At 37.1% G+C, this 18,927-nt stretch carries 24 protein-coding genes; 19 read left to right on the top strand and 5 right to left on the bottom strand.

The window, feature by feature from the left end; genetic code table 11:
• Positions 1 to 126: 126 nt before the first annotated feature.
• From infC to ACQKMI_RS03090, 4 genes are all read left to right on the top strand, one after another.
• The gene (infC, locus tag ACQKMI_RS03105; RefSeq protein ID WP_024363824.1) at positions 127 to 630 is read left to right on the top strand and encodes a translation initiation factor IF-3; all 504 of its coding nucleotides are present in this window, start codon (positions 127 to 129) and stop codon (positions 628 to 630) included.
• Positions 631 to 661: 31 nt separating this feature from the next.
• The gene (gene rpmI, locus ACQKMI_RS03100) at positions 662 to 862 is read left to right on the top strand and encodes a 50S ribosomal protein L35 (protein WP_004226312.1); all 201 of its coding nucleotides are present in this window, start codon (positions 662 to 664) and stop codon (positions 860 to 862) included.
• Between the two features lie 58 nt (positions 863 to 920).
• The gene (rplT, locus tag ACQKMI_RS03095) at positions 921 to 1,280 is read left to right on the top strand and encodes a 50S ribosomal protein L20 (RefSeq protein WP_053592414.1); all 360 of its coding nucleotides are present in this window, start codon (positions 921 to 923) and stop codon (positions 1,278 to 1,280) included.
• Positions 1,281 to 1,365: 85 nt separating this feature from the next.
• Positions 1,366 to 1,626, top strand: coding sequence for a DUF1294 domain-containing protein (locus ACQKMI_RS03090; protein WP_427487172.1), 261 nt, complete (start codon positions 1,366 to 1,368; stop codon positions 1,624 to 1,626).
• An 80-nt stretch (positions 1,627 to 1,706) separates the two neighbouring features.
• On the opposite strand, the gene ACQKMI_RS03085 is transcribed toward ACQKMI_RS03090, so the two are convergent.
• Entirely contained in the window at positions 1,707 to 2,102 is a 396-nt protein-coding gene (locus tag ACQKMI_RS03085; protein WP_427487171.1) for a sigma-w pathway protein ysdB, read from the bottom strand.
• A 103-nt stretch (positions 2,103 to 2,205) separates the two neighbouring features.
• Here ACQKMI_RS03085 and ACQKMI_RS03080 point away from each other — a divergent pair, with 103 nt between their 5' ends.
• The 3 genes from ACQKMI_RS03080 to ACQKMI_RS03070 all read left to right on the top strand — a co-directional run bounded on the left by ACQKMI_RS03080 (position 2,206) and on the right by ACQKMI_RS03070 (position 5,061).
• Positions 2,206 to 2,691: a dUTP diphosphatase gene (locus ACQKMI_RS03080; protein ID WP_427487170.1), complete on the top strand. Its 486-nt coding sequence runs from the start codon at positions 2,206 to 2,208 to the stop codon at positions 2,689 to 2,691.
• 96 nt (positions 2,692 to 2,787) lie between these two features.
• Positions 2,788 to 3,876, top strand: coding sequence for a M42 family metallopeptidase (locus ACQKMI_RS03075; protein WP_427487169.1), 1,089 nt, complete (start codon positions 2,788 to 2,790; stop codon positions 3,874 to 3,876).
• 312 nt (positions 3,877 to 4,188) lie between these two features.
• Positions 4,189 to 5,061, top strand: coding sequence for an AraC family transcriptional regulator (locus ACQKMI_RS03070; protein ID WP_427487168.1), 873 nt, complete (start codon positions 4,189 to 4,191; stop codon positions 5,059 to 5,061).
• Between the two features lie 170 nt (positions 5,062 to 5,231).
• Here ACQKMI_RS03070 and ACQKMI_RS03065 read toward each other — a convergent pair whose 3' ends face one another.
• Positions 5,232 to 6,227 (bottom strand): serine hydrolase domain-containing protein, encoded by a 996-nt coding sequence (locus tag ACQKMI_RS03065; protein ID WP_427487167.1) that lies wholly within the window; start codon positions 6,225 to 6,227, stop codon positions 5,232 to 5,234.
• Between the two features lie 13 nt (positions 6,228 to 6,240).
• Entirely contained in the window at positions 6,241 to 6,699 is a 459-nt protein-coding gene (locus tag ACQKMI_RS03060) for a MarR family winged helix-turn-helix transcriptional regulator (protein ID WP_427487165.1), read from the bottom strand.
• Between the two features lie 238 nt (positions 6,700 to 6,937).
• Here ACQKMI_RS03060 and argF point away from each other — a divergent pair, with 238 nt between their 5' ends.
• The 9 genes from argF (at position 6,938) to ACQKMI_RS03015 (ending at position 15,000) form a co-directional block, all read left to right on the top strand.
• On the top strand, positions 6,938 to 7,903 hold the full coding sequence (gene argF, locus ACQKMI_RS03055) for an ornithine carbamoyltransferase (protein ID WP_427487164.1): 966 nt from the start codon (positions 6,938 to 6,940) through the stop codon (positions 7,901 to 7,903).
• 387 nt (positions 7,904 to 8,290) lie between these two features.
• Positions 8,291 to 9,190, top strand: a complete 900-nt coding sequence (locus ACQKMI_RS03050; protein WP_427487163.1) for a LysR family transcriptional regulator — start codon at positions 8,291 to 8,293, stop codon at positions 9,188 to 9,190.
• Between the two features lie 186 nt (positions 9,191 to 9,376).
• Entirely contained in the window at positions 9,377 to 10,705 is a 1,329-nt protein-coding gene (locus ACQKMI_RS03045; RefSeq protein ID WP_427487162.1) for an LLM class flavin-dependent oxidoreductase, read from the top strand.
• Between the two features lie 46 nt (positions 10,706 to 10,751).
• Complete coding sequence (locus tag ACQKMI_RS03040; RefSeq protein ID WP_427487161.1) at positions 10,752 to 11,759, top strand: LLM class flavin-dependent oxidoreductase; 1,008 nt, start codon at positions 10,752 to 10,754, stop codon at positions 11,757 to 11,759.
• A gap of 13 nt (positions 11,760 to 11,772) precedes the next feature.
• Positions 11,773 to 12,045, top strand: coding sequence for a glutaredoxin family protein (locus ACQKMI_RS03035; RefSeq protein WP_427487160.1), 273 nt, complete (start codon positions 11,773 to 11,775; stop codon positions 12,043 to 12,045).
• A 15-nt stretch (positions 12,046 to 12,060) separates the two neighbouring features.
• A complete protein-coding gene (locus tag ACQKMI_RS03030) occupies positions 12,061 to 12,885 on the top strand; it encodes a transporter substrate-binding domain-containing protein (protein WP_427487159.1) in 825 nt (274 codons plus the stop codon).
• A gap of 26 nt (positions 12,886 to 12,911) precedes the next feature.
• Complete coding sequence (locus ACQKMI_RS03025; protein ID WP_427487158.1) at positions 12,912 to 13,616, top strand: amino acid ABC transporter permease; 705 nt, start codon at positions 12,912 to 12,914, stop codon at positions 13,614 to 13,616.
• 11 nt (positions 13,617 to 13,627) lie between these two features.
• Positions 13,628 to 14,335: an amino acid ABC transporter permease gene (locus ACQKMI_RS03020; RefSeq protein WP_427487156.1), complete on the top strand. Its 708-nt coding sequence runs from the start codon at positions 13,628 to 13,630 to the stop codon at positions 14,333 to 14,335.
• A gap of 152 nt (positions 14,336 to 14,487) precedes the next feature.
• Positions 14,488 to 15,000 carry an N-acetyltransferase family protein gene (locus ACQKMI_RS03015; protein WP_427487155.1) on the top strand — a complete coding sequence of 171 codons (513 nt, stop codon included), beginning with the start codon at positions 14,488 to 14,490 and terminating at the stop codon, positions 14,998 to 15,000.
• 76 nt (positions 15,001 to 15,076) lie between these two features.
• On the opposite strand, the gene ACQKMI_RS03010 is transcribed toward ACQKMI_RS03015, so the two are convergent.
• On the bottom strand, positions 15,077 to 15,688 hold the full coding sequence (locus tag ACQKMI_RS03010) for a hypothetical protein (RefSeq protein WP_427487154.1): 612 nt from the start codon (positions 15,686 to 15,688) through the stop codon (positions 15,077 to 15,079).
• The gene (locus ACQKMI_RS03005; RefSeq protein ID WP_427487153.1) at positions 15,685 to 16,320 is read right to left on the bottom strand and encodes a hypothetical protein; all 636 of its coding nucleotides are present in this window, start codon (positions 16,318 to 16,320) and stop codon (positions 15,685 to 15,687) included. Before ACQKMI_RS03005 ends, ACQKMI_RS03010 begins: the two co-directional genes overlap by 4 nt.
• A 228-nt stretch (positions 16,321 to 16,548) precedes the next feature.
• On the opposite strand from ACQKMI_RS03005, the gene ACQKMI_RS03000 reads away from it, so the two are divergent.
• From ACQKMI_RS03000 to ACQKMI_RS02990, 3 genes are read left to right on the top strand one after another with little or no spacing between them, the layout of a single operon-like run.
• Positions 16,549 to 17,181: a hypothetical protein gene (locus tag ACQKMI_RS03000; protein ID WP_427487151.1), complete on the top strand. Its 633-nt coding sequence runs from the start codon at positions 16,549 to 16,551 to the stop codon at positions 17,179 to 17,181.
• A complete protein-coding gene (locus tag ACQKMI_RS02995; RefSeq protein WP_427487150.1) occupies positions 17,178 to 17,777 on the top strand; it encodes a hypothetical protein in 600 nt (199 codons plus the stop codon). Before ACQKMI_RS03000 ends, ACQKMI_RS02995 begins: the two co-directional genes overlap by 4 nt.
• On the top strand, positions 17,777 to 18,919 hold the full coding sequence (locus ACQKMI_RS02990) for an ABC transporter substrate-binding protein (RefSeq protein ID WP_427487149.1): 1,143 nt from the start codon (positions 17,777 to 17,779) through the stop codon (positions 18,917 to 18,919). The genes ACQKMI_RS02995 and ACQKMI_RS02990 overlap by 1 nt, the downstream gene beginning before the upstream one ends.
• The last annotated feature ends 8 nt before the right edge of the window (positions 18,920 to 18,927 follow it).

Here is an 18,927-nt window from a genome sequence, read left to right as displayed (position 1 = left end):
TCTTCAAAAATGTCCGTCCTTTTTTTATGGACATGACAAGATGATGTACCGTTCAACCGGGCAAGGCTTTGCCCAAACCATGTATTCGCGACAACTACTTGGAGGTGGATTACTATTAGCAAAGACATGTATGTAAACGAAGGCATTCGCGCACGTGAACTTCGATTAATCGATCACAATGGTGACCAGCTTGGTGTAAAGACACGTAACGAAGCGCTAGAAATCGCCACTCGTGTAAACTTGGATCTTGTCCTTGTGGCCCCTCAAGCCAAGCCGCCAGTCGCTCGTATCATGGACTATGGTAAATTTAAGTTTGAACAGCAAAAGAAAGACCGTGAAATTCGTAAAAATCAAAAGGTCATCGTAATGAAAGAGGTTCGTCTGAGCCCAACAATCGATGAGCATGATTTCCAAACGAAGCTACGTAATGCGATTAAATTCCTTGAAAAAGGTGATAAAGTTAAATGTAGCTTACGTTTCAAAGGTCGTGCGATTACACATAAAGACATTGGTCAACGTGTGTTAGATCGTTTTGCTGAAGCTTGTGCTGAAGTATCTACGGTTGAACAAAAACCGAAGATGGAAGGCCGAAGCATGTTCTTAGTTCTTCAACCAAAGAACGAGAAATAATATTAGACGAACAGTTTAGGAGGAATTCGACATGCCAAAAATGAAAACTCACCGTGGAGCTGCGAAACGTTTCAAAAAAACGGGTTCAGGTAAATTAAAATACGACCGTGCTTATGGAAGCCACTTATTCGCAAACAAATCTACAAAACAAAAACGTCACCTACGTAAAGCAAACATCGTTTCATCTGGTGACTTCAAACGCATCAAATCATTACTTGTTTACATGAAATAATTTGACTACACAAAATAACTAATATTCATTTTTTAATGAAAAGCAGGAGGTAATTCATATGCCACGCGTAAAAGGCGGAACAGTGACGCGCAAACGTCGTAAAAAAGTATTGAAATTAGCTAAAGGTTACTACGGTTCTAAACATACATTATATAAAGTTGCTAACCAAGCAGTAATGAAGTCAGGTCAATATGCATACCGTGACCGTCGTCAGAAAAAACGTGATTTCCGTAAATTATGGATCACTCGTATCAACGCAGCAGCTCGCATGAACGGTCTTTCATACAGCCGTTTAATGCACGGTTTAAAAGTTGCTGGTATCGAAGTTAACCGTAAAATGTTAGCTGATCTAGCTGTAACTGATGCAGCAGCATTCACTCAATTAGCAGACACTGCGAAAAAAGCAGTAGCTAAATAATTTTTGACAAAGACTGACGGATTTATCCGTCAGTCTTTTTTTGTGTTAGAGTAGTAGTAAATAGAAAATAAAAAGGAGTACTTCAATGGGGCAAGCATTATTAGCTTATATGGCGATCGTTTCTGTAGTCCTGCTCGTTATGATGGGCATAGATAAATCAAAAGCAAAAAAACATGAATGGCGTATCGCAGAACGTACGTTATTTACATTAGCAATTGCTGGGGGTGCAGTAGGTGGCGTGCTAGGAATGTATTTATTCCGTCATAAAACACGTCATAACAGCTTTGCATTTGGTTTCCCACTGCTAGCAGCTGTTCAAATTTTTATCATAGTACAAATATGGTGATAAAACTCGAAAATATTCCGATAAAACCGGAAAATGTTCCGATAAAACTCGAAAACATTCCGATAAATAAAAACACATCCTCATTCTGAGGATGTGTTGTGCATAAGCTTTTCAATGGGTTGCTTCCAATTTATTTTTGCGTTCGGATAGTTCAATAGAATTTCTTGCTGTAGGTATTCAAAGTCTCTTTTCGTAAAACCCTGCAGTGTAGCGGCGTCACGGGCGCCAACAAAAATCGTCACAACCTCGAAGGCATCTTTAGTCGTGCCGAGGTATTTTTCACCTTCGAAAAGAGCACCCTTATAAGAGATAAAGAAATTCTTTCGAACATTTTTGACGTCATCATAAAAATAATATTGGCCTTTTTCATAGGCTTCATCAAGTTTTCGCTTAGGATCGGTTATATAACGAATCGCTTTATAAAATACATAGATAATAAGCGTAATAACAGCAAGACGAATAAGTAACGGCAACATTTTTAATTTCCCCCTTGAAGAAAGGTTATTCCTTCCTATACGATTGTAAGGGACAATTAGTTTCACTTTATAGAAATATTTTTAAGAAATTTAGGAGAAAAAAATGAATTTACAAAAATTGTTTAAAATGCAAAAAGAGCTTGATGATTTCATCGAAAAAACACAAAATATTGAACGTGATGTATTTAAAGAAAAAGGTTTAGCCTTAATGGTAGAGCTAGCCGAACTTGCAAATGAGACACGTTGCTTTAAGTTTTGGAGCACAAAGGGAGCTTCAGAGCGAGATGTGATTTTAGAGGAATATGTAGATTCTATTCATTTTATATTATCGCTTGGCCTATTAAAAGGTTATACAGCGATAGAAAAATGGCCTGTGATTGAAGAGAAGAGAGATTTAACAGAGACATTTTTAATGACACAAGACTATATTTTAAGCTTTATTAGTCAACCAACAGAGGATAGATACTTAGCGATCTGGCAATGCTATGGATTGCTTGCGTTTAATCTAGGCTTTTCGTTTGAGGATGTTGTTGCGGCATATATAGAGAAAAATGAAGAAAATTATAATCGCCAGCGCTCAGGATATTAAAGTGTAAGAAATACACCAATTTTCTGACGATTTAGCTAGGAATATTTCGGTAAACGAAGTATAATAGAGAAGATACAAGAGTCGGGAGGTAAAAGGATGACACAGCTAGATTCAACACTACAAATGTTTAAAGATTTAACAGATGCGAATGGTATTGCAGGTAATGAACGTGCACCGCGTGAGGTCATGAAAAAATACATTGGACCATATGCAGACTTAGTTGAAACAGATAATTTAGGCAGCGTCATTGCTAAAAAAGTTGGCGATGAAAATGGCCCTAAAATTATGGTTGCAGGTCATTTAGATGAAGTAGGCTTCATGGTTACTCAAATCGATGACAAAGGATTCATCAAATTCCAAACTGTAGGTGGCTGGTGGAGCCAAGTTATGCTTGCGCAGCGTGTAACAATTACAACACGTAAAGGCGAAGAAATCATTGGGGTAATTGGTTCAAAGCCACCTCATATTTTACCAGCAGATGTGCGTAATAAAGTGGTAGATATTAAAGATATGTTTATCGATGTTGGTGCAGCTTCAAAAGATGAAGTCCTTGAATGGGGCGTACGTCCTGGCGATATGGTAACACCATATTTCGAATTTAATGTGATGAAAAACGAAAAATACTTATTAGCAAAAGCATGGGATAACCGCATTGGTTGTGCAATTGCCATTGATGTTATGAAAGCATTGCAAAATGAAAAACATCCGAACATCCTTTATTCTGTAGGGAATGTTCAAGAGGAAGTAGGACTTCGTGGTGCGAAAACAGCTACGCATAAAATCCAACCAGATATCGGATTTGCTGTCGATGTAGGTGTAGCAGGAGACACACCAGGGGTAACTCCAAAAGAGTCAACTAGTAAAATGGGTGCTGGTCCACAAATTGTTGTCTACGATGCATCAATGGTTTCACACCGTGGCTTACGTGAATTCGTATTAGATGTGGCTGATGAGCACAATATTCCATATCAATTCGAGGCAATGGCTGGTGGCGGTACAGACGCCGGTTCTATCCACGTAACTGCAAATGGTATACCTGCACTATCAATTGGTATTGCAACACGCTACATCCACTCACATGCAGGCATTTTACATCGTGATGATTACGATAATGCTGTAAAATTAATGGTGGAAGTTATTAAAAAATTAGACCGTGATGCAGTGAATAAAATTATTTTTGACTAAGCATGGAAAGAATTAAATAGATATACAATAATTTTGCCTTCTAACAAAAATGTTAGGAGGCTTTTTGCGTTGGTTAGACCGAAGAAAGGTATAAATATTGACGTTGATAAGAAAATTTTGGCGATTCAAGCTCAAAAGAAAGAGGAAGAATTCACACAAACAGCTTAGAAGAAAGATACACTTTTAATGTTGTTCTCATTGGCTTCTTCTGTAATGGGAACGCATAGAAAATAATGTTCGTACTTGTATCGTAAGATTTTGAATAGATGTTCCAGTGTTATAATGAATAAAAGACTTGATTGGAGTGAAGACATGGATGAATACATTCGATTGGTGAACAAATCCGAAGATTATATTGAAAGCCATCTGAGCGAAAAAATCTCACTAGATGACTTAGCAAATAATGTGAATATGTCCAAATATCATTTCCATCGTATTTTTAGCAAATACAGTGATGAGACGGTGAAACAGTTTGTTACCAGAATAAAAGTGGAGCGAGCAGGGATATTCCTCACAGTCCGCAATGATTTTAGCATCACAAATATTGCTCTCCAATATGGCTACAATGACGCGAGTACCTTCAACAAAGTTTTTAAGAAGTATTTTGGAATGTCTCCATTAGAATACAGGAAAGCAAGAAACGACAAGAAACAGCAGATAGTCTCCCCTATACTTAAGTTAAGGGAGATGATATTGATGGAAAAACCAACGATCACAGTAGAAAATATTGAAATGAAAGTAATCTATGTACGCTTCAAAGGAAATTATGTTGAGTATAGGAAAAATAGTCGTAAGATGTTTAATGAACTATTCAATTTCGCAAAAAAATATGATCTTATCAAGGATAATGTCACAAAGGTAATGACTATATACCATGACAATCCTTTTGTAACTGATTCAGAAAGTTTACGAACTAGCGTAGCAATGACGGTTCCATTAGATACTGCAATTGAAGAAGAAGGACAAATAGGTACGATGACTTTTTGCGGAAAATATGCAGTATTACATTATGAATTAACGCTGGGTGAGTATGTAGAAGCTTGGAAATATGCTTATTCTGATTGGTTACTGAATAAAGGTGAATACATACCGAGAGATTCATTCCCATTTGAATTATATGTTACTGAGCCACCAAAAAGCTTCAAAGCCAAGAGTAAGACAGATATTTATGTTCCAATCGAATAAAAATACAATATTTTGGTAGCCTTTAATGTTAAAAATGCGAATAAGTATACTTCGAACAAGTGCTTTACTTCAATGGAAACAGCCCTCAAACTTAATTGTTTGAGGGCTGTTTTTTTATGTCGATATAAAGTTGGTTGATAAATTTAAAAAGTTAGGCGATAAATTCAAAACTATTGAACCTGTAAAAGCTGCAATATATCCTTACCAATTTGACTAGGGTTTGCAGCCAATATAGGCGATCGATAATTTGATAACACAACGACGCCTGTTTGTTGCGTTTTATCAAACCCTAAATAACTAGAGAAAGCTTTCGTCGAACCATTATGCCAAATGATATTGTCAGCGAGTTGCCATCCTAGACCAATACCTATATTTTCTGAAAAAGTTTCAGTCGCTTGATGGGTTAATGCATACCCTAAATTTTCATCACTTAAGTGTACTTTCGTAAATGTTAAAAGATCATTGACAGTTGAACGGGCTGCCCCTGCAGCCATAAATTCATTCATTTGGAGCGGTGGCTTTTTATGTCCAAGGATCGTGTATCCTTGCAATACTGCCTCTGCTTGATCAGAAGGGATAGAGATAAATGTATTTGGCATATTTAAAGGATCTGTTAATCTTTGTTTGATAGCCGTTTCATAATCAGTGTGAAGTGTATTAGCTAAAATATATCCTAAAAGTCCCATTCCTACATTAGAATATCTAAATTTAACTTTGGGCTCGTCTGTGTGCGTTTTAAAATAATGTATAGTCTCGTTTAGTGAGTATTGACAAAAAGGATCACGAGGTGTTTGCGCGTCAAAAACATTGTAAATGTTCTTCAGCACACCTATTCCTGGGAGTCCAGAAGTATGATTGGCTAAACGTTTGAGCGTAACAGGATGAGTATCGGGAATTGCGGAAAAGTATTTGCCAATAGAATCTTCGGCATGGACTTTTCCTTCCTGAATCATTTCCCCCAATATGGACGTAGTAAAAACTTTAGAAATCGATCCAACTTCATATATGTAAGGCTTTTCTTCCAACATAAAATTCGAGCCACCGAAAGTAAAAGTTGCTTCTTGATTTTGAGAAATGATACCAATGGATAAAGCAACATTTGGGCGAGTTTTTATATAAGGATAAGCAATTTTAAAAATGTCCTTTTTTAAATCATGTAAATCCACAAGAATACCTCCATTATGATCGCTTATTTTTTTCCTGCTCCTCTGAAATAATAGAATTTAATTTCGAAAGTATATCCTTTAATTGTAATAAATCCTCTCGATTGAGCTTTGTATAATATTTATAAATAATAGCAAGCTCAATTTCCTCCAGCTTTTTAAAATAAAGAAGCCCTCGTTCATCTAGCTCTATAATAACTTCTCTACGATCCTTTTTACTCATTGTTCTTTTTATATAATTTTCTTGCTCCAGCCTATTTACTAATTGGCTAACAGCACTCGCAGATGTCCCCATTAACTTTGCTAATTCAAAAGTTTGAAGGGGACCTTTCGTCTGCAGAAGATTTATAAATAATGCTTGTTTCGTAGTTAACGTTTCATCCAACAAAGAGGAAAATTCTTCGGTTAACATTAAATTGGTTTCATAATGAACTTGATTAATCTCCTTAATAAGATGTACCAATTCCTTATCCATACGTTTTACCACCTAAATAATTAATATATATTAATTATAAATATGCATTAACAATAATGCAATTTTCTTAAATATGCGATTGTAGTTAAAATATGCATAAATATTCAAATGTTCGCATTTTAGACACATCGGAAGATAAAATTCTAATTTTTTAAAATAAACATAAAAATTCAGTTGATTTTATATTTATGCATTTGTTATACTAATCCCATCAGCAACGAAACAAGGAGTGAAGGCTATGAAATTGCTTGAGGAAGTACAGTTAAAGTTAGTAACTAGCTTAAAAGATAAGGACTTATTAACCTTACTAGACTATACAAGTGAAGAGGTTCAGCAGTTAGTTGAGTTATCGGCACAGCTGAAAATGATTACTAAAGAAGGAAAATGTCCGAAGCTACTAGAAGGTAAGACACTTGGCATGATTTTTGAAAAACATTCAACTCGTACTCGTATTTCATTTGAAGTAGGTATGAACCAATTAGGCGGAAAAGGTATGTTTATGCATGCGCGTGATTTACAGATTGGTCGCGGTGAATCTGTTTATGATACGGCACATGTGTTATCAGGCTATTTAGATGGCATTATGATTCGAGCGAATTCTCATGCAATGGTGACGGAACTTGCAGAGCATGCATCTATACCAGTTATAAATGGACTAACGGATATTTATCACCCATGCCAAGCTTTAGCGGATTTAGAAACAATCTTTGAAAATAAAGGTGAACTAAAAGGACTAAAAATTGCTTATGTTGGAGATGGTAACAACGTGGCGCACTCATTAGTAGTCGCTTCTGCGCATGTAGGAATGAATGTGGCAGTGGCAACACCGGTTGGCTATGAATGTGACGCAGAGGTGATCGCGAAAGCACAGGCTATCGCAGCAGCAAATGGTAGCATAATTACCATTACAAATGATCCTGTAGAAGCAGTTTTAAACGCGGACGTAGTATACGCTGATGTATGGACGTCAATGGGGCAAGAAGAGGAAACGGCAAAACGTCTACAAGACTTTGCAGGTTATCAAATTAATGATGAGCTTGTCGCATACGCAAAGCCGAATTATATGTTCCTGCACTGTTTACCAGCCCATCGTGAAGAAGAAGTAGCGTCATCTGTTATTGATGGCCCAAATTCCTATATCTTTGAGCAAGCAGAAAACAGACTTCATGCACAAAAAGCAGTGCTAGCATCAATTCTAGCTTAATGTAATGAATGAACTTTTGAGTAAGCTAGGCGCTCGAAAACAAACGCCAAGCATTAAGCTTCTCAGTTTGAGAAGTACTATATAGACAGAGTTCATATTGGCAACAGGGGGTGTCAATGTGAATAATATAAAAGTGGTGCGCAGACAGAGGGATGTAAGCCACGTGCGATGTATGTTATCAAGATGGATGACCACGTCGCTACATAATAAAGTAACCTGGGAGACGCTAGGTTACTTTTTTTCTTTGTTCACTGCCTTTCTCGCGGGTATTCCTCGGAGTAACGGATATTTTATTAAAATATAAACCCTAGTTTTCCAATCTTTTATAGAGAATAAAAACGATTATCTATATAATAGGATAAATAAGTAATTTGAGGAGGGCTTTAGATGAACATTGACCATATCGAGGCATTTTTATATGTCGTGCATTATAAAAGTATTCATAAGGCCGCAAATGCATTGTTTTTGTCTCAACCGACTGTGACGGCCCGTATTAAATCATTGGAGCGAGAGTTGAATGTAGAGTTATTTCATCGTGATGGACGAAGTGTAATATTATCGGATAAGGGCAAGGACTTCGTACCGTTTGCAACACAGATTGTGCAAACATTTCAGCAAGGAAAGAAACAATTAGAGGAAACGCAGGAGTCTGATGAAGTGTGCATTGGTACGAATGGTGTTACAGCACAATATTTTTTAGCTTATGCATTGCCGAAATGGAAGAAAGACTTTCCGCATTTGCGTTTTCAGATTATCACAGGTTCAACTACAGTGATTTTAGAGAAACTGCAAAGTCATCAAATCCATCTTGCTCTTATTCAATACATGCATAGAGAGGGGATTGCTAATGAGTTATTGCTAAGCAATGCAGTTAAACTTGTGATGCATCGGGAGCATTCCTTTAAACAACAACATCCAATGAAAGCAAAGGAACTGGCACAACAGAAAATGGTGTTTTTTGAATGTGGGGCTTTTGATTGGAATTATGTGCATAAAATGTTTGAGGTAGAGGGTGTATCAGCAACTATTGAAGTGCGAACGGATCATTTAGAAGTAGCGAAAGAATTTATCCGTACAAGGGAGTATATGAGCTTCTTGCCGTATCTTTGTGTAAAAAAAGAACTTGAAAGCGGTGAGTTTGTTGAGATTGATGTCAAACATTTACTTGATATGAATCAACACATTTTTTTAACGTATAAAAATAAACAGACGCTGGCACCAGCCTTTTGGAAAACAATAGTAGAAACAGCTGTGCAATTTGAAAGCATTCAAGAAAATCTGAATTGATAGAATTTTTTATAAGTCAGTAAATTTTTTTCTATTATGTAGCCTATTGCAAACTGTATAAATGAACTGTATTATCTTCCTCAATCCTATTTTATTTATGAGTACCCATAAATGAAATATTTTTTTAAATATAAAACATACTTAACCACTATGTTTAGTAAAAATAAAATTTGAGGAGGAACAAATATGGTAAGACAGGACAACATTCGATTCGGGGCTATTATTCATGGTGTAGGTGGTAATATTTCAAGTTGGCGTCATCCTAAAGTGGCTAGCAATCAAAGTGTAAGCTTGCCGTTTTATATTCAGCAGGCACAAAAGGCAGAGCAGGGGAAATTTGATGTTGCTTTTATTGCGGATGGTTTGTTCATCAATGAAAAATCGATTCCTCATTTTTTAAATCGTTTCGAGCCAATAACAATTCTTTCGGCGCTAGCAGTAGCCACTAAAAACATCGGGTTAGTAGGTACTGTATCTACCTCCTATAGTGAACCATTTACAGTGGCACGACAATTTGCCTCTTTAGATCATATTAGCGGGGGCCGTGCAGGATGGAACGTCGTAACGACACCATTAGAAAGTACTGCCTTAAACTACAATAAAACAATTGAGCAGCATCCTAGTCACGCAGAGCGTTATCAAATTGCTGAGGAATATTTAGAAGTAGCAAGGGGATTGTGGGATTCGTGGGAAGACGATGCTTTCATTGCAGATGTTGAAAATGATGTATTTTTTGATGCAACTAAGCTACACACATTGAATCATCAGGGCAACTATTTTTCAGTACAAGGTCCGCTAAATATTGCGCGCTCTAAGCAGGGGCAGCCTGTTATTTTCCAAGCGGGTTCTTCAGATGCGGGTATTCGATTAGCGGCAAAGGATGCAGACGCAATTTTTACACATGGTACGTCATTAGAAGAGTCACAGAAATTTTATAAAAGGGTAAAGACTGAGGTTGCAGCATTTGGACGCAATCCAGATGAAGTGAAAATTTTCCCAGGAATCTCTCCAATTATTGGCGATACGCTTGAGGAAGCAGAAGCGAAGTATCAGGAAATCGTTGAGCTCGTCTCGATAGAGCGTGCACTTGCTTATCTTGGTCGATATTTTGATCATCATGATTTTACACAATATGATGTAGATGCTCCGTTCCCAGAGCTTGGTGATATAGGAGCAAATAGCTTTAGAAGTACGACTGATTATATTAAAAAATATGCCAAACAAGAAGAGCTAACATTGCGACAAGTTGCTTTACGTGAAGCAACTCCAAAAACAGCATTCTTTGGTACGCCAGAGCATGTTGCTGACCTCGTGCAGGAATGGTTTGAACATGAGGCGGCTGATGGCTTTATTATAGGGGTTACTGTACCTGGAGCACTGGATGATTTTGTAGATAAGGTTGTGCCGATTTTACAAACAAGAGGGCTGTATCGTAAAGAATATGAGGCAGACACATTACGCGGTAACTTAGGTTTACCATTTAAAGAAAGCCGTTATGTCAAACAGTCTGTCTAAAAACATAGTAAATGTATATGAATAAAAGTGATTAAGGAGGCAATGTATGAGCTATTCATTAGGCATATTAGATCAAAGCCCTATTATTGAGGATGCAACAAACGAACAGACTTTACAAAAAACAGTGGCTCTAGCACAAAAAGCGGAGCAATGGGGCTACTCACGCTTTTGGGTGTCAGAGCACCATAATACAGATACATTAGCGGGGTCATCTCCAGAAGTATTAGTATCTTATCTCCTTGCTAAAACAAAGTCTATCAATATTGGGTCGGGCGGAGTGATGCTACAGCACTACAGCCCATACAAAGTAGCGGAAAATTTTCACGTTCTCGCATCATTGGAGCCAGGCCGAGTTGATTTAGGCTTAGGGAAAGCACCGGGTGGTTTACCCCTATCTACGAAGGCGTTGCAATATGGTACGTTCAATAAAGGCGAAGATTTCGAGGAAAGATTAACATTTTTACAGCAATTAATTGATCAAACAATACCGTCGGAACACGAGTTATCTGGCTTACAGGCAACACCGATTCCAAAGGTAAAGCCAACGTTATTTTTACTTGGAGCAAGTCCACAAAGTGCCGCACTTGCAGGCACACTAGGCATTGCGTTTGTCTTTGCTCGGTTTATTAATAGTGACAATGATGTGTTAGCACAAGCAGCTACAGCTTATCGCGCGCATTATCCAAACGGTCATTTTGCCATCTCTATTGCGGCCATTGCAGCCCCTACAAAAGAAGAAGCGAAAGAGTTAATTGGTGATCAAAAAATTACGAAGGTGCATTTAGCGAGTGGCAGAAGCCTAACATTACAATCGATAGAGCTAGCAGAGAAATTTGGTCAGGAATCTGGTGAGACATTTACGGTGAAGCAATATGATGCAGATATTGTATACGGTACTCCAGAAGAGATTAAAACGATATTAGATGATTTTCATGAGCGCTATCAAATTGATGAGTTTATTTTGCATACGCCTGTGTTGAAGGAATTAGAACGTGAACGATCATTTGAGCTTTTAAGTCCAGTAAATTTACAGCAAAAAGAAGCGGTAAGCTAAGGAGGAAATGAACATGGCAAAAAATATAGATGTAATTGTTTGGTCAAAGCAAGGCTGTAGTTATTGTGATGAAGTGAAAACATATTTACAACAACAAGGTATTTCTTACAAAACAGTGGATGTAACACATAATGACGCATTCCGTGACATCTTAGAAGCAAAATATGGTGTCCGTTATGTTCCGGTTGTCGAAATTGGAGCAAATGGCGTCTTTAAAGCAGTAACAGAAATTGGACTGGAGCATTTAAAAGCAGTACTTGCTGTTGATCTACCATCGCATGCATAAGAAGAGAGGGATTTTATGAAAAAAATATCATTTTATTTATTAGCGTTGCTAGTTTTACTTTTAACAGCTTGTTCAAGTACGGAAAAGTCCGAAGGGGATACTAGTGAAAATAATGCAGCACAAGGTGGAAAGGGCGTTCAAAAAATTATTGTTGGTACAGGAACCCAATTTCCAAATATCTGCTTCATTGATGACAAGGGGAATTTAACCGGTTATGATGTGGAGCTTGTTCGCGCCATTGATGAGAAGCTACCAGAATATGAGTTTGAATTTAAAACAATGGAATTTTCAAGTTTATTACTAAGTTTAGAGACAAGGAAAATTGACTTTATTGCCCATCAAATGGAAGTCAATAGTGAACGAGAGGAGAAATTCCTCTTTAATAAAGAACTTTATAATGTATTTCCATTACAAGTAACAGTCAATGCAAAAAACAAGTCTATTCAATCCATTGATGATTTGAAGGGGAAAAACGTTAGTGTTTCACCAACTAGTAACTCTGCTGTCTATTTAGAGAAATATAATAAGGAACATAATTTAGGTGCTAATATTGTCTATTCGTCCAGCTCGGTTGATGTCCACAATCAACTTGCAACAGGTCGAATTGATGCAATCATTACAACACCATTTGCAGTAAAGTACTATAACGAAAGCAATAAGGCACAGGAGAAGGTAGTCGGAGATGCTTTATTAAATTCAAAAGTTTACTTCTTATTAAATAAAGACGAGGCTGTCTTACAAGAGCGACTTGATGATGCTATTCGAGAATTAAGGGCAGAAGGCGTCATTAGTAAGCTAAGTAAGAAATGGCTTGGTGACGATTATACGGTAGACTTCTAAACGAAATAGGAGAGGGAGAAGGAAGTATGGCTAATGACTTTGACTTCACGCTAATCGCAAAAGTACTTCCAATATTGCTTCAGTATTTGCCAGTTACACTCGAAATTTTAGTGTTCGCCATTCTTTTTGGCATGCTGCTTGGTATAGTAATCGCTATACCAAAGCTGCTACACATACCAGTTTTGAAGCAAATCATAACGATTTATATTTCGTTTATTCGAGGTACGCCGATATTAGTGCAATTGTTTTTAGTGTTTTATGGTATACCAGCATTATTAAAGCTTGTGCATATTGATGTAACAAGAATGGATGCTATGTATTTTGTAATTATTACTTATACGTTGAGCAATGCTGCATCGTTTTCTGAGATTTTTAGAGCGGCTATTTTAACAGTTGATCGTGGACAAATGGAGGCAGCTTATTCAGTTGGATTAAGTGGAATACAGGCTTTTCAACGTATTGTTCTCCCTCAGGCGATTCGTGTTGCCTTTCCCAATATGGCTAATACGATGATTAGTTCATTAAAGGATACTTCTTTAGCATTTTCAATTGGTGTCATGGATATGGTGGGACGTGGAGAAACACTTATTGCTTCCACAACAAGGGCGTTAGAGATCTATTTGGCGCTGTCCATCGTTTATTTTGTCATTGTTATACTGCTAGAAAAAATATTAAAACGCAACGAACGGTATCTTAATCGATATATGCCAAAGGAAGCTGCATCTAGCTAGGGGGAGAAGCTATGACTATAGATATTGCTTTTATTTTTGAAGCCTTAAAAGAAATTAGTAAAGTATTACCATTAACTTTGTTCATGGCAGTTACACCTGTCTTATTAGGCACTTTAATCGGCATAATCGTTGCTTTTGTTCGGATACAACAAACAAAAATTCTCGCACCATTGTTGAATTTTTATGTATCTTTTTTTAGAGGCACACCTATCATTATGCACATTATGCTTGTTTATTTTGGGATACCAATTGTTGTTGATATCATTGCAAGGGCTTTAAAAATTGAGTTCCAATCAAGCTCTATCCCTATTTTAGTTTTTGTTATTTTGGCATTGACGCTAAGTGCAGGAGCTTATGCTTCCGAAATAATTCGGTCCGGTATTTTAAGTGTACCAAAGGGACAGCTAGAGGCAGCTTATGCAGTCGGTTTAACATTTTCACAGGCGATGCGACGCTATATATTACCCCAAGCATTTAGTAAATCCATTCCTAACTTCACAAATGTCTTTATTGGTTTCTTACATGCCACGTCACTAGCATTTTTCCTTTCGGTCAAAGAGTTAACTGGGGTTGCGAATATAGTTGCTTCTATTAATTTAAAGTTTTTGGAGGCATTTATCGCTGTCGGGCTAATTTATTGGGGTGTTTCAGCGATCGTTGAATGGCTTGCACATCGTATTGAGAAAAGAGTAACTGCCTATAGTAAGGGCGGCATTTAACTTCTTTTTGGCGAATGTCTTTTGTACCAAAAGCGTAGCGACAGGTACAGGTATCTAAACATCCGCTCAACAGAGGAACTCAAGCTAAGTGACGCAATTATGCTGAGGCATAATTGGTATATAGTCGATTAAATAGAAAAGGGGAATGAACGATGACAGTAGCTGAAATAGTGATTGAGCATTTGAAAGAGGAAGACTATGCACGGTATTTAGAGGTTCTAGTAGAGAGTTATGCACAATATGAAAAAGAATATGAAAACCCAGAGGACTGGGCATCGTACTTAAGTGATATTCGCGCATCTGTTGGTAATCCTAATGCAGAAACCATTTTAGTAGCAAAGCGTGGCGATGAGATTGTTGGAGGTCTGCAATTATTTACAGATTCTGAAAAAGCATATGGTTTGCCGGAGCTTGATATAAAGTCTACTATTGTACGCTTACTGGGCGTCCATCCTAAAGGTAGAGGGCTAGGTGTTGCTAAAAAATTATTGCATGAAAGCTTCGACTTTGCACGCAATCGTCAGGATCAAGCATTATATTTACACTCAGGTGATATTATGCAGGCTGCTATTAATCTTTATTTATCGCTGGGCTTTGTAAGAGATGAATCTAAAGAGTTTAATAAGGGAGATAAGCTTGTAAAAAGTTTCCGCTATGATTTATAAATTCCTGTATAATTTTTTATGCCATAGGAAAGGGTTGATTCACCCTTTTCTATGGCATTTACTTTTAAATCAGCGCTTATGAAATTTTCCCATAGGCTAAGTATGGGAAAAAGCCTTCAAAGAAACGCTCGGTTGCTGGCATAAAGTAAGATCCGAAATGGAAATCAGGATCTAATGTCGTAATAATCCATGTTCCGCCAGTAGAGGTAGTATCAATATATAAAACAGCACCACCATCTTCCGTCGATATTAAAATATCTGCATTCTCAGGAGGCCAGAAAACGCCATGTTGATGCCATGTGCAGTCAGCGAGTGTTAAATAACCGTTAAATAGAGGATGTTTTGGTTGTTGTAATACTAGACCACTTGAAGCATCTTTTTCAAGCCACCACCAAAAATTTGTTGGTCGCTCTTCCCATTGTTGTGCTGGCAACCAACTCCATGGCTGCGGTCCAAATGCAACTACTATTCCACCTTTATCAGCAAATGATTGTATTTTTGTCACGCTAGCAAGTAACAGTTTGTAATTTAATTGAGAGGGAACAATCAGTACGTCTAAGTCGTCGATGTCCGTTTCTAGGAAATTAGGATGATAAATTAATTTTTTTATATATTGATTGAATTTTGGTTCATGGAACGTCCGATAATGTGACTCATTACCACTATATATAACACCGATTTTTCTCATTGTACTGTGCTCTCCTTTAATGATTGTACTTCTGCTTCAAGCCATGCTAAAAATTGGGGACGAATAAGGTCAGTTGATTTGTTTTCATTAGCATAGCCTAGTAAATCCCGTCCTGCATGGACTAAAATGGTACCATTTGTTGTAGAACGATCTACATATGTAACCGCTTTACCATTTGAGAAAGTAAGTAATATTTCTGCATCTTCTGGTGCGTGATGATAACCACGTGCAAAAAAGCCAGCAACTCCTTTTTTAAATGTCATATCTTCAGTAGTTACACCTTGGAAAATAGATGAATCTGCAGTCGGAAAAACCTCATAATCTTTATAATTACGAATAAGCTGTGGCATAAATGGACCGCAGCCTGGTAGCCATTCACGGAATAGATGGCCACAATACACTACGATTTTTTTCTCTTCTAAAAAGGTAGCAATCTTCTCACGTTGACTATACAAAAATTCTTGATCAATAAAGTTTGGTATTAGGATAACATCCACATTCTCCAAATTTGCATATGCAAAATCATATTGATCAATTATTTTTGATTCATTACCTGTATCTTTTTGCATACGACCATTCACACCGAAAGCATGTCCAGGGTCTAGTTTTAGTATCGAAATTGGGTCACTCATATTTATTCCTCCAAAAATAAAGTGTTAAGTAGTAAATTATATTGAAAAAATATTTTATGCTCTTTGAATATTGTTCATGGAAAGAATCCTCTTCTAATGTTATGGAAACAAAAGGGAGTGCATAAAACTAATTTGACAATGATAATCATTATCACTATACTGTAATATGTATTTAGATGCAAATGATAATCATTTTCAATGAAATCTGAATAGAAAGAAGGGTTCGTTTTGCAACCAATTGCTTATGTTGGTATTGATATACAGTTTTCGAGACTGACAGATGAGGATCGAAAGCGAGGATTAACATTTTTATATTTATACGATTTACCGTATACCGATTTACGTGCCTACGCAGGCTTAATTATTACTAATTTAGTAGAGGAGCAATTTTTATTAGAGCATAAAAATGTTTTGAATCAATATTTATCTCAGGGCGGCGTTATTTTTTCACTCACAGAGACATCATTACCTTGGCTAGTAGGAGTTCCTAACTGGAAGCGTTCTCCGATTCCGTTAAAGGATCGTGAAATAATTATAAAAGAGCCAATACATCCATTATTCGCAGGTATTGATGCTTATGACATTAACTACCGTAAAGGAGTTCGAGGATTTTTTTCTCGTGGTTATTTCGAAAAGATTCCATTACATGCAGAAGTACTTGTGACGGATCAAAGTGGTGCAACTATCATTTATATGGATCGTGATTCGACAAATGGCACAATTTTTGCAGGTGCAGGGACGGATATTTATCGGGTATTTATCGATGAAGATAATTCCTCGCGATATTTAAGTTTGCAAATGCTTACATGCATCCGAGAAGAGTATGAGCGCAATCAATTGAAGGGAGTGGAGACACAATGATTGGTATCGTAACAAATGGATTACCCTTTCAAAACCGATTTTTTGAAGACCAAGAATTTCATTATTTATATGATGATATTTTACATATTCGTGAATTACATCGATATGATTTAGCAGATTATGACACATTGATTTTATCATGTCGCCTTGATATTCCCCATTTGAGACGTTATCAATCGCAGCTTATCTCATTTATTGAATCGGGTAAGCGACTCATTATTTTTGGTGAGATATTAGATAATTGGTTTCCTACAATTGATTGGGAGGATTCGGAAGTGAATTTCAGCTGGTGGGTACGCGAAGGCGGCGATTTACCAATGAGCGAGCAAAATACAACACATCCATTATTTAACTATATAACGCTTCATGATATGAAGTGGCATTATCATGGTTCGTTTTTACCACCAGTTGGTGCGCAATCATTACTAGATATACCAGGTGGTCGTTCACTATTTTATATCGACAACGTAAGTTTTAAAGGTGAATTAGTTGTCACAACACTAGATCCAATGTTCCATATTGGGCTTGGTTTTATCGATCAGTCGAAGCCCTTTTTACACGGAATGGCAAAATGGTTAAGAGAGGAAGAGAATTAATGAAAAAATATGGTTATTTAGCTACGCTAGCATTAACTGCAATGCTTGCAGCATGTGGCAGTCAAGATGGAGGATCATCTTCAAATCAATCTGCTGAATCTTCAAAAGCGGAAGTTCAGTCAACAGTAGAGGAAAAAATTGTGACGGATCAGCTTGGGCGTGAAGTAACAGTACCAGGCAAAATTGATCGTGTCGTGACAGGAGGAATATTACCTTATTTCTCTACATGGTATGTCGCTACAAACTCAACGAAAGAAATTGTTGGTATGCATCCAAATTCGTATAATGCCGCGAAAAATTCAATTTTAGCCAAAATCTCACCAGATGTTTTAAAAGCAGAAACATCGTTTATTCAAAATGGTGAAGTGAATATGGAAGAATTAATGAAAGTGAATCCTCAACTATATGTTGAGATTTCAACAAATGAGGATTCTATTAATAAAATTTCAGAGGCCGGAATCCCTGTTGTTGCTGTAAAAGCAATTGATGCTGCTGCTGCGGAGCCTTTAGCAACATTCAATAGCTGGTTGACGTTAACGAGCCAAATTACAGGAACTACTGACCGGGCTGACCGTTTCTTAGATGAAGGTAAAAAAGTACAGTCCGAACTTAATACTAAATTGAAAGATGTTGCCACACAGGACAAGCCACGAGCAATGATTTTACATATGCATAATGATAAATCGATTACTGTTGGTGGTAAAAATTTTTTCGGTAATCAATGGCTTAACGCAACAGGAGCTGTAGACGTTGCTGAAAATGATGTACAAGGAAAGAAAGAAGTAAATATGGAGCAAATCTACGCTTGGAATCCAGATATCATTTATATCACTAACTTCACTGAAACGCAGCCAGAGGACTTACTTAAAAACAAGGTAGATGGACAGGATTGGAGTCAGGTGAAAGCTGTTCAAGAGGGGAAAGTTTATAAAATTCCATTAGGTATTTATCGTTGGTTCCCACCAAGTGGCGATGCGCCATTAATGCTAAAATGGCTGGCGCAAAAAAATCACCCAACATTATTTAACTATAAAATAGAAGATGAGATTAAAGCTTACTATAAGGATTTCTATGAATTTGATGTTTCAGATGAGGAAGTCCACTCTATTTTAAATCCTTCTTCAGATGCAGCGAAATATTAAGGACGGAT

This window comes from Lysinibacillus sp. NPDC097214 (assembly GCF_050277945.1).
Lineage (GTDB): Bacteria > Bacillota > Bacilli > Bacillales_A > Planococcaceae > Lysinibacillus > Lysinibacillus xylanilyticus_B.
The sequence above is the reverse complement of the archived record's forward strand: the minus strand, read 5'-3'. Positions and strand labels throughout refer to the sequence as shown.